Source organism: Spirosoma sp. 48-14, assembly GCF_001898575.1.
GTDB lineage: Bacteria > Bacteroidota > Bacteroidia > Cytophagales > Spirosomataceae > Spirosoma.
The window spans coordinates 1-16,553 of sequence record NZ_MKUD01000049.1 but is presented as its reverse complement, the minus strand read 5'-3'; the positions used below and the strand labels follow the sequence as shown (position 1 = coordinate 16,553).

General features: G+C 50.2%; 7 protein-coding genes. 5 read left to right on the top strand and 2 right to left on the bottom strand.

Annotated elements, in window-relative coordinates; all coding sequences use genetic code 11:
* Nucleotides 1-28 precede the first annotated feature (28 nt).
* Both BGO59_RS24360 and BGO59_RS24355 read right to left on the bottom strand, forming a co-directional pair.
* Entirely contained in the window at nt 29-763 is a 735-nt protein-coding gene (locus BGO59_RS24360) for a response regulator (protein ID WP_293687662.1), read from the bottom strand.
* Nucleotides 760-3,951, bottom strand: coding sequence for a two-component regulator propeller domain-containing protein (locus BGO59_RS24355; protein WP_293687660.1), 3,192 nt, complete (start codon nt 3,949-3,951; stop codon nt 760-762). Before BGO59_RS24355 ends, BGO59_RS24360 begins: the two co-directional genes overlap by 4 nt.
* A 208-nt stretch (nt 3,952-4,159) precedes the next feature.
* Here BGO59_RS24355 and BGO59_RS24350 point away from each other — a divergent pair, with 208 nt between their 5' ends.
* The 5 genes from BGO59_RS24350 to BGO59_RS24330 form a co-directional block, all read left to right on the top strand.
* The gene (locus BGO59_RS24350) at nt 4,160-4,366 is read left to right on the top strand and encodes a LuxR C-terminal-related transcriptional regulator (protein ID WP_293687657.1); all 207 of its coding nucleotides are present in this window, start codon (nt 4,160-4,162) and stop codon (nt 4,364-4,366) included.
* A 414-nt stretch (nt 4,367-4,780) separates the two neighbouring features.
* Nucleotides 4,781-6,481 carry a hypothetical protein gene (locus BGO59_RS24345; RefSeq protein WP_293687655.1) on the top strand — a complete coding sequence of 567 codons (1,701 nt, stop codon included), beginning with the start codon at nt 4,781-4,783 and terminating at the stop codon, nt 6,479-6,481.
* 6 nt (nt 6,482-6,487) lie between these two features.
* Entirely contained in the window at nt 6,488-13,633 is a 7,146-nt protein-coding gene (locus BGO59_RS24340; RefSeq protein WP_293687653.1) for a hypothetical protein, read from the top strand.
* Nucleotides 13,634-13,648: 15 nt separating this feature from the next.
* On the top strand, nt 13,649-15,724 hold the full coding sequence (locus BGO59_RS24335; RefSeq protein ID WP_293687650.1) for a hypothetical protein: 2,076 nt from the start codon (nt 13,649-13,651) through the stop codon (nt 15,722-15,724).
* Between the two features lie 19 nt (nt 15,725-15,743).
* A partial coding sequence (locus BGO59_RS24330; RefSeq protein ID WP_293687648.1) for a fibronectin type III domain-containing protein occupies nt 15,744-16,553 on the top strand: 810 nt, incomplete at its 3' end.

Below are 16,553 nucleotides of genomic sequence, written 5' to 3'. Positions count from 1 at the left end.
CCTATTTGCTTTATTGCGTGACGAGTTTTTAGCGTTCGAACAACGCTAAAAACTCGTCACGCTTCGTACGGGCCAACTTAGCCTGTAAGCCATTGGCCATCAGGATGAAATTGTAATCGCCACCCACGTATTCACGAATGTGTCTGGCGTTGATAATGAATTGCTTGTGCGTTCTGAAAAAACCCTTCTCCTGAAGTATATCCTCGTAGTAGCCGAGGGTTTTAGAGGCTAGTACAGTTTCCGGGCTTGTCAAATGAAAGCGCGAGTAATTGCCATCGGCCTCAACGGCTATAATCTCATCAAGATCCAGAAACCGAATGCCTTTTACACTCGCAACAGTCACTTTGTTGAAATTGGTTTGCCAGTAATTACTTTTTAGAAACTGAATCTGCTCTTTGTGACTTTGTCCGGCTCTTATTTTTTGGACGGTGGCAGCGAGCTCTGTTTCATCGATAGGCTTCAGCAAATAATCGAAAGCACTGTATTTGATTGCTTTAATGGCAAACTGATCGTAGGCTGTCGTAAAGACGAGCGCAAACGTTAACTCGTCGCCCGTTAGTTTTTCCAGCATCTGAAACCCATTCATGTGCGGCATTTCTACGTCCAGGAACACAATATCCGGCTTTTTTCGGCGGATGTATTCCAGGCCTTCCTGCCCATCTTTACAATCAAAAGTAGCCGAAATTTCCGGGCAATATTTTTTCAGAATCTGGGTGATTACATTTCGGCAATGGGGTTCGTCGTCGATAATCAGCGCTTTCATACAGGTATCTCCAGGGTTATTTTCGTGCCTGCCGGTTGCCCGGCTGTATCGAATAGGTCATCGATATGAACGGTAGCGTCTATGTCATAGAGTTGCCGGATCATATCCAGTCGTTCAGAAGTAATTTTCATCCCGAAAGACTTCTTCTGAACGGCGGTTTTGCTTTTAATCTCGCTGGCTTTTGCCCGTCCAATGCCATCGTCTTCAATGCTGATATGGAGTAGATTATCGGCTGGTTGCCTTACCCGAATGATTACGTTTCCTTTGCCGCGTTTGTGCATCAATCCGTGCCAGATCGCATTCTCGACATAGGGCTGAATAAGCATAGGCGGTACTTCGATAAACTCTGTTTCCAGGTCGCTGGCAAGGCGAATGTCGAAGTCAAACTGATCGCCGAAGCGAAGTTTTTCCATTTCCATGTAAAGCCGTAGCGTTTCCAGTTCAACCGCCAGATTAATGCGTTCGCTTTGGGAGTTCTCCAGCACCAATCGAATCAGTCGGGAGAAACGCGTCAGATAAAGTGACACATTTTCGGTGTCGTTGTTAAGGGCATAGCTTTTAATCGAGTTCAGACAGTTAAAGATAAAATGCGGGTTCATCTGCGACCGTAAGGCCGTCATTTCCATCACACTGATTTTCTGTAGTAAGCTGGATTCTTTCTGTCTAGACAGTTCTTCCTGCTGATGCCGAATAACTTCTTCCTGTTTCAGATTCGTTTTTAAGGTTTGATGAAGCTGGTGGTTTTTATAGGCCGCGTATCCCAGGCCCAGGCAGGTCGTCAGGATTAGTGCATAGAACCAGCCAGTTCGCCAGAAAGGGGGAACAATGGAAATTTGTACGGTTGTTTCGGTACTTGGCAGGCCCTCGCTATTCATGGCTTTGACCTGAAACCGATAATCACCCGGATCGAGGTTGGTATAGGTTGCGAAATTTTGGGTACCGGTTTGCTCCCAGTCTCGGTCTACGCCTACCAGTTTATACTGATAGGTTGTTTTGGCCGTCTGGAAAAAGTTCAAAGCAGAAAAATGAAGGGTAATAAAGTTCTGCTGGTAGTTCAGTCTGATTTGTTTCGTAAAGGCACTGTTGGCCGGGAGCGGGAATTCGTTATTCATGACCTCAACGTCGGTCAGCAAGGGAGGTGGCGAAAACGTATTCGGTTTAAGGGTTGTTGGCAAAAATGTGACAACCCCTTTGGTACTACCAAAATAGAGCCGATTGTCGTTGCCGACACACGTTGCCGCCGTGTTGAACTCGGTACTGCTAAGGCCATAGCTTGCGCCATAGGTAGTAAATCGCTTTTGGGCTGTATCGAATTTGCAAATTCCACGACTGGTGCCTACCCATATCGCCCCCTGTTTATCGGTTTGCAGGGAATAGACAACGGCATCTGGTAATCCCTCCTTTTCGCTAAATAGTTGAGCCTTCCCTTTAGGGGTCGTGGGTAGTTTGATGAGCCCATTGTCGGAGGCCATCCAGATCGTACGATTGACCAGTTGGGCATAACGGATGGTAGGCGATAAGGCGCTAACGGGCGGAAGTTCCTGAAAAATCCCCGTGAGGTAATTGTACTTTATCAGTGACGTTGCTTCAGTACATAACAGCACAGTGCCCGTCTGGAATAGGGTTGGGTCGTCAGGTTCCAGCATATATCGGGCTGTAACCGTATGTTTTTTGGCATAATTGCTCCGGTCGGCCAATTGGCTCCATGTACGAGTGGTCAGGTCAAATAGCGATACCCCGCTCAGCCCACTCAGGAGTAGTGCATTCTGATGACGCAAGAGCAGGGCAGTGTAAAAATTGGGGTATTTGCTGGGGTCTTTATAGGGATAGGCAGTAAAGGCTTCGGACGGTTTTTTTTGCGGATCGAACAGACAAAGCCCTCCGGCTCCCACCACCCAGAGGTTGCCCGCATGGTCACGAACAAAGGCATCGACCCGATTGAACGGTAACGAGTGGGGCTGCCCCGGTTCGTTGCGGTAAAATGAGAGTTTCGAAAAATTGGCTTCGGCCCGAATCATGCCACCCGTTAACGTACCTATATAAAAGATACTGTCGTCGGGCGTAAAGATGCCCATGGTCATATTGTCGGGTGTGGCGGATTGACTTTGCGGTTGAGCTGAAAATGAGATGGTTTGAAAAAAGCTTTTTTCGGGATCGCAACGCGCAATGCCACCACCCATCAGACCAGCCCATAAGATGCCCTGTTTATCTTCAAAGAGTGAAATGACGTAGTTAGTAGGCAACGAATACCTGTCGGGGGTAGCTGTCTGGCTGCTCCTTACCTGCTGAGTCGAAAAATCATAGTAAAACAGACCATCGTTGATGGAACCGATCCACAAATTGTTTTTACGGTCTTTCAGAATACACTCAATGGTATTGTGGGTCAGTTTCCACGGGCTGGTTTTCGTCGTGATGTGTTCAATAAGCGTAAGCCGGGTTCCAGTCCGAAATCGGAATATGCCTTTGAATGTACTGCAAACCCATAATTCTCCGTGCGTGAAAGCAAACTCCCGAATATAGAGGGGTGGCGATTCGTTTTTTATCCATGCTCGAATGCCAAGGGGTGTGAAGCGTTGCCCATTGAACACGTGGATGTCGTTCATGGAACTTACACAGATTTGGCCCTCTTCGTTGAGGGCAGTACTCCGCAATGGTTCGCCGAGGTCTTGGTCGGTTATGTATTGCCGGATTGTCTTTTTGTTTTTAGGACAGCCGTACAAACCCTCCGTGGTAGTGAGAATCCAGATGGTCTCGTCCCGGTCTTTCAGAAAGCGTATGGCTGCCAGACTATCGGCTTTTCTAGGCAGTTTATACAGTTCGGAGGGTTTATAGAATCGGTCGCTCGTAGGCTGATAAATGCAAATACCCTGCGGAGTGCCTACCCAAAGATTGCCCCGATCGTCGGTTAGTAAGGCGCTAACTGTATTGGCGCAAAGAGAGTGGGGCTTCCCTGCGGTTTTCTTATACGGTTTAATCTGGTAACCGTCAAAGCGATTCAGGCCGTTTGGGGTCGCAAACCACATAAACCCTTCAGGTGTCTGGGCAATATCGTAGCCAATATTTCGGGTCAGACCTTGTTCGGTCGAATAACTTTCGAAGCGTAGAGGCTGGGCATTACTATTCAAAGCGGGGAATAGCAGTATCCAGACGAAAGCCATAAGCCCGATCAATTGCACACTGCGTTTCATGAGAATGCTTTGTTACCCGTTTCTGTAAAGTACATCAATTCGATCCGCTCGCCCAAAACGCATACTCAACCAAAACCAACCTATACTCAATCGTTAGGCAGGTTCAGCCATTTGTTAAAATGAAATTAAAAAAAATGTACTGATTTGATAAGGTAATGCTCTGATAATAAACCCATAATTGATTTGGATACATCTATTTGCACATAGTATGGAAAACAATATAATCAAGTTGACACCCCGTGAGTATGAAGTACTTTGCTATTTGGTAGAAGGGTATAGTTATAAACAGATAGCTGATCAATGCATGGTTAGCTTTTCTACTACCAATACGCACCTTAAGCATATTTACAAAAAGCTGAATGTTCGTTCGGCGACGGCTGCCGTCAGTAAGGCGTTACGTGAGCAGATGCTCTGAGTTGACCGTTTACTCATATCCCTAATTCTAGCGATTGACGAGTGTAGGGTGATTCCTGAATTTTGTCCTGAAAGAAAAACAGGATTTTGCGGATGCCTATCCCTTCGGGAACGAATGGAGGTGGCTGCTCCGGCCGTGTTAGGGGACATCAGGAAAGCATACTGATGGTAGGGCGAAAGTCAGAACGGTAGCCTTATTGGGCGGATGGAAACGTTGACGAGTTGGGGTAGACATAACGCTTGACCACCTCGATTTTATTAACTACATGGTGCTGGCTGGCAGGCAGGTAGTCTGGATAGCCTTTGCAGTAGCATTAAGCAACCAGTGTACGGCTGAATAATAGGGATGACTAGCGCGCAAAAGCTAGTACGGGATTTCTGTGTACCATAACTAACCCATTGGTAGGCGAAGCAGATGAAAAAAGGCTACGGTATTCTTTGCGTGTGGCTGAGCGTATGGTTCATGCAAAGCCATGCTCAGGACATTCAGACAATTCGGAAACAGCAACCGTTTCGGATCAAAGGGACTTTGTCGGCAGGTATGTGGCTTTACAACACCAGTGGTATCGCCAACCGCAGGCAGCCGTTTAGCTGGTATTTGACAGGCTCGCCCAGCGTAACCATCTATGGTGTGACATTCCCCTTTACGCTGACAGTTAGTGAGCAGGAACGTCGATTCACCCAGCCATTCAATCGATATGGTGTGAGTCCTTATTACAAGTGGCTGACCATTCATGCGGGGTATCGAAATGTCAAATTCTCGGATTTTACCCTGGCCGGGGTAAGTATGCTCGGCGGAGGTTTTGAGATGAATCCGGGTAAGCTGCGGCTGGGCGTTATGGTAGGGCGTATCAATCGGGCGGTAGCCGAAGATTCTGTGCTGGCCGATGGGAAAGTGTATAATGCTTATCCGGTCTATAAGCGGATGGGCTATGGTTTGAAAATTGGTTATGGAAAACCGAATAACTATATCGATCTATCCTTTTTCAAAGGCTACGACGATTACCGATCGATTGCCCGGCCCATTCGCAACACGCGTGTTACCCCCGCCGATAACGCCGTTCTTGGCCTTAAAACACACGTGACGCTGCTTAAGCACCTGACCTTGGATGCCGATGTGGCCATGAGTGCCTTTACCCGTAATCTCTACGCCAGTTCTTTAGACAGTACAACACTCAATACGCAATTGTCATTTCTGAAAGGAGTGCCTGCCATTCTCGAAGTGAATTCATCGACTGGGCTTTATCAGGCCATGCGGGGTTCGCTTTCGTATGGATTTGCCAATGGTAGCATTGCTGCCCGGTACGAACGAATCGATCAGGATTTTCAGTCGCTGGGTTCATTCTTTTTCAATACTGATAATGAGCAATGGACATTGACGCCTTCGTTTTCATTTTTCGAAAACTTCATTTCCATCAGCGGTTCCTATGGCGTGGCGCACGATAATCTGAATGGGAAGAAATATGCGACCACGTTTCGTTCGATTGGAGCGCTGAATCTGGGTTTGCAGCTAACGGACGAGCTGAATGCCAGTCTGTCTGTTTCCAATTTCGGTACCAACCAGAACCGGGGTTTGGGCGATCTGTTCAATGATACAACGGCCATAAGCATCGTCAATAGCAGCTATGCGCTTAACGCGTCGTATAATAAAGCCGATCAATATCAGAGTCATAGCGTCAACTTATCGGCTGGTTACCAGAATGCCAACGATCAGAACCGCTTTACCCGAGACCTGACCAATGTCAGTTCGCTATATGCTAACCTGAGCTATACCCTACTGGCCATTGAACAGGAATCGAACGCCAGTCTGACCCTCACCTACAACAATACCCAGACGCCTACTCAACGAATAGTTACCCTTGGGCCGTCGCTGTCTGTTGGCATCCCCTTTCTGGACAAAGCCCTGCGCCCTGTGCTGAGTGGGAGTTATTACCTCCGGCGAGCCGACGGAGCGTCGGACGGTAGTACGCTTTCGGTAAACGGCACTGTGAGCTATAGAATTGAGAAGCAAACGTTTTCGGTAGGCGGAAGCCTGTTGCATAATAGCAGTTACACGAGTCTGACCCCCAGCTTTACCGAAACTCGCCTGAATGTTACGTATGGATACAGTTTTTAACCCTCAATGGAACGGAATATGCCACACTATCGCTACCGTTTGAGTTTGATGCTGTTCTGCCTTATGTCGTTGCCGATATGGGGGCAGCAGGTTAGCAATCAGGTACAGATTCGAATCCTTCAGCCAGTTCAGAACCGGAGCTTCGAGGGCACCTTAAACGACCTGACAGCCATTGGCGATCAGCTTCAGGTTCAAATTCAGCAACTGACGGGTACCAATCGTCGGCGGGTCAATCTGGTGGCTACGCTGGAAAATCTGGCTCAGACTGTTCGGATTCGTACCGTTACCAACACCGCCATCGAACTGAACGGCACTACGCCCTTTGTGCTCTATGGCCGCAATCTGACCAACTTTTTCGATGCATCGTCTATCGAAGTCGAGGGTATAGATCGAAACGAGCTGATCCAGGGAGGCTTCGTTTCCGAGGGGTTTTATAAGCTGTGTGTTATTGCCTACGACGCTGATATTCAAGGAGGTTTTAGCTCGCAAATCTCCAGTCCGAATCTGTCGGGGTGTGTTACCTTACGGGCGCAATATCCCGAACCACCCCGTATCAATCTGATTGCCAACAGTTCCGTACAGCCTGATACGGGGCTTATTGTTACCCAGGCCCTGTTCAACATTCTGTGGTCACCTACCACGGGCAATGGCACTACGTTTCAGTACACGCTGCGAATTGCCGATATGGGTGATGGATCACTCAACCCCGAAGTGGCCTTTATGGACCCAAATATTGCCTTTCAACAGGTCCGGCAGCCTACCTATGAGCAAACCACCCCCTCAACAAATATGATGGTAGGCATGGGCGGTATGCTCGTAGTTCAATTGGAAGAAAACCATCGCTATGCGGTTCAGGTACAGGCGGTTGCTGCCAACGGCTCAGGGGTGAAAAATGACGGATTTAGTCAGGTGGTGGCGTTCTGGTTTGGTAATAAACCGAATAGCAACCAGGCCGTAGCGCGGATGGCCCCCTCGATCAACTACGTCGCCTATCCGCAGGGCGGATATATGCCCTTCCGGGGAATGCCCGTTGTTGTAAAATACGACCCATATAGCGACGATTATAAACGGTTTGACTCGGAATTTACTATTTCAGGACTCCCGGTATTTAAGCGAGCACTGGGCTGGGCTTCGGGGCCGTTAGTGTCGCAGCGGAACAATATCGGTGATAACACCCTTACCGAAGAAGACGCTCAGTACGTTGCCATTAGCCAGAATAAAAGCCATGCGAACTATAGAAGTTTTTTTGTAAACGGGTTAATGCGTGGGCAGACGTACAACTGGAATGGTAGCGTCTGGCTTTCGGATTGGTCGGAACGGGACAATGACCGGAAACAGGATATTTCTGGATCGTTTAAAGCCGGAATGGGGTCGCCTGTACTGCAACTGCCTGCTAATAAAGATACGCTCAAAGGTGGGGAGATCAGTTTTCAATACCGCACGGCTGAGGTGCCGACAGTCGGTGATGGATTCAACTTTAGTAAGTGCTTCGATATTGTTCAGGCAAGCCGCAAGCAGGTCGAAGGGTTTACGATTTCCATTAACGAAAAGGCCGTTCTTGAGGTCGCTGATACGCAATCGTTTACGAGTGTTATGTTTAGAGATAGCGTCTCGTTAAAAAAAGCATTCGATCAGGGTGAAAACGGCGAGGGTATTCAGGCATACGTTTATGCAAGTCAGGCCAAAAAATTCACTATTACGCAAAAAGGCACATACTACTGGCGGGTGCGTTGGCTCACCAACCCCGATGGTCCTGTTACAGGGCTTTCCTACAATCAAAGCGAAATCTGGCAGTTTACCATCGGTGAACCTACCAGTACAACCAGTACGACAGCCACAACTGGCGATACGCCCCCACAGGTAGCGAAAGACTGCAAAGCCAACTGCGATGTGCCATTGCCAACCAGCCCGGTTGCCACCGGCATCGCGAAAAACGTAGCGGTAAAAGTGGGCCATTTTACCATGCTTGTCACGGTCGCTACACCCAAATCGGGCAACACTTACGATGGCGAAGGTATCATTAAGAATTTCTCAATCTGGGGCTATGAACCCGAACTGAAAGTTCAGTTTACCAACCTGAAAGTCACCAAAGTTGATACATACCTACAGGCGTTTGCGGGCGAGGTAAATACATTGACTGGCGGTCATGAACTGCTCAACCTGGCCGAAGTGGCATTGGGCCAACCACTGACTTTGCCGCTGGGCTTCGATTTTATGCTACAGGGCAATCGGTTCATTCTGCAACTGACCGGGCTGAAGTTTCTGACGACAAAAGCCGAAGCTTCCTTCCGAATTGCCGGGCATATTCCCGGTGCTGAGGGCGACGAACGCAAATATGACATCGTGGCCGACAAGGTATGTATGGTGCCCGGAGGCTTTGGCGGAACAGCTCGCTTCTTCCTGAACGCAAACATATATGGTAGCGCCGAAGCAGACGCCTACCAATTCTACATCAAAGGCAAAGAAGAAGGGGCTGTTGAGCGAAGTTCGTACGTTGAGTTCAAGTGCGATACATTGAGTCTGCAACTGGCGGGAGGGCTCCGGTTTCCGCGTACTAAACTGCTTCCTGAAGACGATCAGGGGCAGATTATTGCGGGTAATGTGGACGCTGAGTTTCTGTACCGGATCGATCAGCGAGTTACTAAAGAGGCTTCACCAGCAGGCGTAACCACGACAGGCATGGTGGTTGGCCTGACGTTCAATCATCCGTTTCAGGTGGTAGGCTTCGAGGGCTGGGGCTTCAAGATGCAGGATGCGTTTGTCGATATGTCGGATATGAGTAACCCTCCCGATATGCAGTTTCCGGCGGTCTATAATTTTGCCTCCTGGCTGCCGGCCGGACAAACTGCCAATGAGCAACTCCGAAAGACCTGGAAAGGCGTATATGGTAGAACGTTCGCGCTGCGAATGCCCAAAGAACTGACCGAAAACCGCAGGTCGTTTGGGGTTCGCGACCTGATTATTGATAAAACGGGCGTAACCCTTTCGGTCGAAGCCGAGAACGTGCTGAGCCCTGAAGAAGCAGGCTGGGGTTTTTCAATTGACAAACTAACGTTGTCGATGATTCAGACGTCTGCGTTTTCGGGCAATATGAAAGGAAAAATCCAGCTACCGATTTTTGACCCCGGCGACCGGCTCGATTACAATATGGTGTTGTCTTCGCAACCTATCAGCAGTACGGCTGGTCCAAATTACATCTGTACCGTATCGGTTCCGGCAGACGAGCCGCTGAACATGAACCTATGGCTGGCAAAAATGCAGTTGGACCCCAGCTCGCAGGTTGAATTTAGCCTGGGCGGAGCCAGCAAAATCCGGTTGAAAGGGCACCTGAACGGGAGTTTAGGCATTTATCCCGGAGGCCGCGACGAGTTGATGGGCTTGAAACTCACCGATGTTCGGTTTGAGAATTTCTCGTTCGATACCGATTCGTCAGGCTTTTTCACATTCAAAAATGCCAGTTATAGCCGGGCAAGCGGCCAGCCTGTTGTATCGTTTGCGTCGCCCCAGCACAGTGCGGCTAAGTTTCCGCTGACCATCAACGAAATCGATTTCAGGAAGGATAATACGGGAGGAGTTCCCAAACCGGGTTTGCATATCGACGCTGATCTGGCCCTTTCAGACGAAATCACGGCCGGTCTGGCGCTAACGATCTATGGAAAACTGGAACTGGCAGGTGTCCGCCCTGTCGATGTTGGCTACGATCATACCGATCTGGAGGCCATTCGGCTCGATGTGGAAACGAAAGGATTCACGCTGAAAGGCATCGTAGAATTTTATAAGAACCACGAAACGTATGGCGATGGCTTTTACGGCGATGTGGCCGTAACGATGCCGATGAAAATTGGCGGTCGGCTTACGGTTCGGTTTGGGACTGTGGGAGAAGCCGGGCAGGCCGATTACTATTCGTACTGGTTCGTAGATGGCATGATTCACCTGAAAAACGGCATCGCCATTGGCCCACTATCCCTGAATGCCTTTGGCGGAGGAGCTTACCACCATATGCGGCTCAGCAATCCAAACGACATGACCGCCGAAAAGGCCAGTAGACTAGCCCGCGAAGCGCTGGCCGAACCCGACGTAACCCCCGATAAGATTCCCGCATCGGGGTTGAAATTCGTGCCCGATAAGACTGTTTATCTCGGGATTCGGGCGGGTGTTGTGGCCAGCATGACGGGCGAATCGACCATTTTCAATATGGATGTGGGCCTGACTGCCGAAATCTCAGGTAGCGGTGGCCTGAACACGATTTCGCTCAATGGGAATGGCTATTTATTGCAGGAGTTGGACACCCGCCCCGAAGATCCACCGATGAAAGCGTCGGTCCTGATTACCTACGACCGAACGGGCGAGAAGTCAAAGCTGGATGGCAATTTTCAAGTCATGGTCGATTTCTACGATATTCTGGTTGGTCGCCGGAAGGATAATATTGCCGGCGAAGCCCAACTTCATATCGACGACGAGATGTGGTACTTCTACCTGGGCAATCCCTCTGACCGGGCGGGGCTGAAAGCTAGTCTGAAAGTGGGAAAAACCGATGTTGCCAGCCTGAACATGGATGCGTATTTCATGGTTGGACACGGGATTCCACCTGAATTGCCACCCCTGCCTGAGTTCGTGCGGAACATGATGAACCATAGTTCGGGTGATAATCTCGACAACCAGGTGACGTCTGATAGCCGAACCCCCCGCGTACCGACTACCTACGAAAACGGAAAAGGGATTGCCTTTGGCGGTAGTATCGACTTCCAGACTAAGCCTACATTCCTTGTTTTCTATGCTGATCTGCGGTTGGTCGTTGGGGCTGATATTACCATAACGAAAAATGAATCAGCGGTTTGTGCGGGGAGCAACGAACCACGGGGCGTCAACGGCTGGTACGGGCAAGGACAGGCCTATGCAGGCATCAAGGGGGCAATCGGTATTCATGTTGACCTGGGTTTTACGGAAGGCAATTATGAAATAGCCAGCGTTGGAGCCGCCATTGCTATGACGGCTAAACTGCCCAATCCCAACTATTTTTCAGGCCGGGCCGCGTTATACTACTCTATTCTGGATGGTTGGGTAGATGGTTACTGCAATTTTAACCTCGAATTTGGCGAAAACTGCGTATTGGCAGGCAACAATCCCCTCGGCGAACTGAATTTTATCTCCGATATGCAGCCCGACGGAGGGCAGGAGGTAAGTCCGGGAACCGACATTACAACCTCGTTCTATTTTCCGATGGACAAGGAGTTTGAACTGGAGGAAGTGAGGCCCGACAACAGCGTGGTTATCCGCAAGTTTAAGCCATTCATCAAACGCTATGAACTGTTTGAAACCAAAGGCAACAGCCAGACGCTGGTAGCGAATCTGTCGCAACGGTTCGAGCGGAATAATGTGGTGGCAATCCTCTCGCACCGCGATTACCTGAAAGGCGATACGCCCTACAAAGCCATCATTGAGGTGCAGGTGTACGAGACCACGAGTGGTAGCCCGGTACTGGTTAAAAAACCGAACAGCAACGAGCCTTTCAGCGAAGAAAAACCAGTATCGTTTACAACAGGGCCACTGCCAAAAATGCTGGAGAATGTGGTCGACTCGTGGCCGCTGCAAAATCAACGCTTTTTCCTCCAAAATCAGGGACTTGAAGCGGCCGTGTCGAGAATTACGCCCGGTGTTGAATCATTTTGCCAGGAAGCAACATCGCGCGGAAAAAAAGGCTACATTAAAGTTGGCGGGCAGGCCTATTTATTCACCAATTCAACGGAGCAGAATACGCAGAATGCAGCAACGGGAGGAGCTAGTGCCGTTGGCCGGTCGGTGGGATACAAGGCCATTTTTACGCCAAAAGATGGTAGTTCGGCCCCCATTGAAGCGAATCTGACGTATTATGGCGATGCGATGGCGGTTGAGTTTGATATCCCTAAACTAGCCAATAGCACCACCTACCGATTGGACATTGTGCGGAGAGTACGGCAGGGAGCCAACGCGTCTCCAGCCACGGCCATGGCATTTTCGGAAGGCCGGAGTGTGACCACGTTTAGCACACAGAACAAACAGGGGCAGGCCGTTGCTATGGACGGTGGTCGTTCGACGCTCAGCCGTCGGCAGTTTGGGATACGGGGCATTCAGGGTACGAGCGAACCGCCGGAGTTTGTCGTTTTCAGCTATACCTTCCGAACGAGCCGCTACAATAGCCACCGTGAAAAACTGGCAACTCTGACTTTGACGCCCGGCCAGACAACCTTTTTGGGTGTCAGAACCTGGACTGTGGAAACAGATGAGGCTTTTGAAACGGTCGATTTCCCGTCGACGATCATCGCAGCCGCAAAAGGCTCACAAACGGCTTCTGAAGCATGTGGGGCTATTCAGATTCCTCTCATGCAGCTAATTCTGCCCGATCAGAGCAATACGTATCTGGCAACCGCCCACCGGAAGTTTCAGGTTATTGGCGAGCTTATGACCGACTATAATCGGCTGAAATTCCCCGGTATTCAGCACGAAAAAAACATAGCGAATGCCACCGACAATCAGATTCGGAATACCGTCGGGTTGGGCAGTTATGAACGGGGGTTGGTCTTGTCACTCCGTACAGGCCCCCAGCGTATGGCATCGTCGGCATTTGTGCCTGAATTAACGGTAATGCCCAATTTACTGGGAAGTGGGTCTAGTGTGCCGTTGCCTTTCACAACGCCGTATTATGTGTCGAGTGGCCTGGTAGCTGCTCTCGATCCATCGGCTAGCCCAAGGCCCAACGTAGCAGCATCGGCGGTGGCCGTCAATGTGGGGGTAGCTACGGCATCTACATCGAATGGCCCATCGTTTAGTGGCGCACCGTCGGGAGCATCAGGAAGTGCCGGAAACGGAAAGCCTAGGCTAGCCATCATGGATATGACCGATCTGGTACTGACTTCGCAGAATTACCAGCTTATCTCCAATCTGCTGACGTTCAGGCAAACGATTCCGCCGACACTCTCGACGCCAGTTGGTGAACTGACGCTGTACAATACCAGTGAAAAAAATCGGCTGGAGTATCTCATCCGGCAGGAGCCCATGCTGGATAAAGTGATGCGTATGCAGGGGAAACAGCGCATGCAATTCATCTATCGGGTGCCTACCATGTATGGGTCATACTCGACTGCACCCGTCACGTTTGAAGGAAATATTAACTAACTGAATGGCTGGACCATGATGCGAATTCTGTTACTACTCATTCTCTTTTTGTGTACCGGCGCATACGCTCAACGGCCTGTGCGTCCGGCAAAATCAGACTCAACCGTGCGATTGGCCCTCTCCAGCCGCTACACAGGTAAGGAAGTTCGGTTACGTTGGGCACCGGCCAAACCGGGAGCCTGGACACTCCTGAATCGGTCGGGGTATATACTGGAACGATTTGAACTGGACTCTATGGGCCAGCGAGTTAGGATTACCCGGCTATCGACCCAGCCGCTCAAACCCGAACCGCTCGACAACTGGAAACGCTTTGCCCGGCCCGAAAACAAATACGCACTGATTGCGGCCCAGGCTATTTACGGAAAAACATTTGCCATGTCGGGTAATTCGGGCGGTCTGCTGACCAAAGCCGACGAACTGACCAACCGTTACTCGTTTACGCTGCTTGCCGCCGATCTGTCGTTCGAGACAGCACAGGCCGCTGGCCTAGGGTTTGTTGACAAAACCGCCGAACCGAACAAACGCTACTATTATCGGGTGTATTCGGCCCAGCCACTTGTAAACTATCTGCCCGTCGATACCGCTCAGTTGCTGGTCGATACCCGTAAGGTGTCGGAATTGTCGCGCCCATTCTGGCAACCCCCGCTTGAAGAGGAACACAAAGTCAATTTGCAATGGCCAAAAGACCCGCATCGGCTTCTGTTCACGGCTTATCATATTGAACGTTCGACAGATGGGCGAGCATTTACGCGGCTCACGCAGCAGCCCTACATCAACATGGAGTCGGATGTGCAAACGAAAACAAACTTCTCGTATACCGATTCTCTGCCCGCCAATTACCGGCCCTACTATTACCGACTGGTCGGTATTACGTCGTTTGGTGAAGAGAGTCAGCCTGGTGAACCGATCCGGGCAATGGGCCGCGACCGTACCCCACCACGACCCCCTGTAAAGGTAAAAGCTACGCATCTGGGTGGAAAACGGGTCGAAATTCAATGGGAAGCCACACCGGCGGGCGATTTGGGCGGTTTTTATATTGGTCGCGGAACGGGATCGCTGACGGGTTTTCAGCCGCTTTTCGATAAGCCTTTGCCGCCCGGCATCCGACGGTATATTGACGAACAGGCTGCTACCGATACCACGAATTACTATGTGGTGGCGGCTGTCGATACGTCGCGCAATGCAGCCGCTTCGCTGTCGGCTTACTGTATCATTGTGGATACCATTCCACCGTCGAAGCCGACCGGATTGGTGGCCAAACTCGATACGAACGGTCGGTTGGTGTTGCAATGGAAAAAGAACCCGGAGCGTGATGTAAAAGGCTATCTGGTAGTCAAGGCCAACCAGCGCGACCATGTGTTTACGGCGGCTGTAAAACGGCCTGTTTCCGGTACTGTCTTTCGGGATACGCTTCAACTGCGGACGCTGACCGAGAAAATCTATTATCAGGTGAAGGCGGTCGATCAGAAAGATAATACCTCAGTGGCTTCTGACATATTAGAAGTAACCAAGCCCGACATGGTGCCGCCTAGTATGCCCGTTTTCAATGATTTTAAGGTGACGGTCGAAGGTGTAACGCTAAGTTGGGTACCCAGCAGTTCAAAAGATGTCGTCCGGCATCGGTTGTATCGAAAAAAGAGTAAAGAGCCTGGCTACAAAGAGATTGCCCAGTTTCAGCAGGGTACCCCGCCAACATACCTGGATGCGACCGTTGAGCCTGAACAATGGTATGAATACGCACTTCGGGCCGAGGACGATGCCGGGTTACGCTCCCCTTTGTCAAAAAACCTGACGGTAAAAACCCCTGATTTTAAAGGGAGAACGGGTGTAGTGAGCTTCACGGCTACGTACAACCCCACCCAAAAGGCCGTTGCTGTGAATTGGCGCAATCCGCCCACTGCCGAGCGCGTGGTCATTTACCGGGCCGAAAACGATGGGGCATTTCAACTCATTGCGACCATTCAGAAAGGAATGGCCCAGTACCAGGACAAACAGGTAAAGCCCGGAGCCCGCTACGGCTATACGGCGCGGGTGTTCTACCCCGACGGTCAATTATCGCCCTTTGGTTCTATCGTCAACGTATCATTTTAATCGCTAACCACAGACAATCATGAAAAAGCTAGCGTATATTCTCGTATTGATTGGGCTAGTTAGTAGTGGGCTGTTCGCGCAGCGTACCGTTCCGAATGCCCCAACCAAATTAGGTGCAACTGCCGCTTCGTACAGAAGTATCGACTTAACCTGGACCGATAATGCCACGAATGAAATAGGCTTCGAGATCGAACGATCCACCAACGGGACTACGTTTACCAAGCTTGTCGAAGTAGGCCAAAATGTAACGACATATACCAACACTAGCCTGTCCGAAAATACGAAGTATTATTATCGGGTGCGGGCTATCAATACAGTCGGCAATTCGGGTTACACCAATGTCGCGGATGCCACTACACCGCTGCGGTGGCCTCCACCAACCGATCTGAAAGCCGAAGCTGTCTCTGCCACACAGATTACTCTAAGCTGGACCGACAACGCAACGTCCGAAAGCAGCTTTGATATTGAGCGGTCGACCAATGGGACTACGTTTACGAAAATTGGGTCAGCAGCCAGTAATGGCAAAAGCTATCAAAGTACGGGTTTATCGGCCGATACGAAGTATTACTATCGGGTGCGGGCGGTCTTCAATGACCCGGATGGAACGACCTATTATTCGGCCTATTCGAACGTGGCCACTGCCACAACACAAAGTGGTACGCCTGCTGCGCCCACTAACCTGAATGCTACGGCTGCATCGACCTCACAAATCAACCTGAGCTGGACCGATAACGCGTCGACCGAAACCGACTTTGAGATCGAACGCTCCACCGATGGCAACAACTTCGCCCGAATCGCTACCGTTACGGCTAACGTGACTACGTTCCAA

Bases quoted from the DNA above. Each gene is read 5' to 3' on its own strand.
- BGO59_RS24335 (WP_293687650.1), top strand. From the start codon at position 13,649: ATGATGCGAATTCTGTTACTACTCATTCTCTTTTTGTGTACCGGCGCA.
- BGO59_RS24345 (WP_293687655.1), top strand. From the start codon at position 4,781: ATGAAAAAAGGCTACGGTATTCTTTGCGTGTGGCTGAGCGTATGGTTC.
- BGO59_RS24355 (WP_293687660.1), bottom strand. From the start codon at position 3,951: ATGAAACGCAGTGTGCAATTGATCGGGCTTATGGCTTTCGTCTGGATA.
- BGO59_RS24340 (WP_293687653.1), top strand. From the start codon at position 6,488: ATGGAACGGAATATGCCACACTATCGCTACCGTTTGAGTTTGATGCTG.
- BGO59_RS24360 (WP_293687662.1), bottom strand. From the start codon at position 763: ATGAAAGCGCTGATTATCGACGACGAACCCCATTGCCGAAATGTAATC.
- BGO59_RS24350 (WP_293687657.1), top strand. From the start codon at position 4,160: ATGGAAAACAATATAATCAAGTTGACACCCCGTGAGTATGAAGTACTT.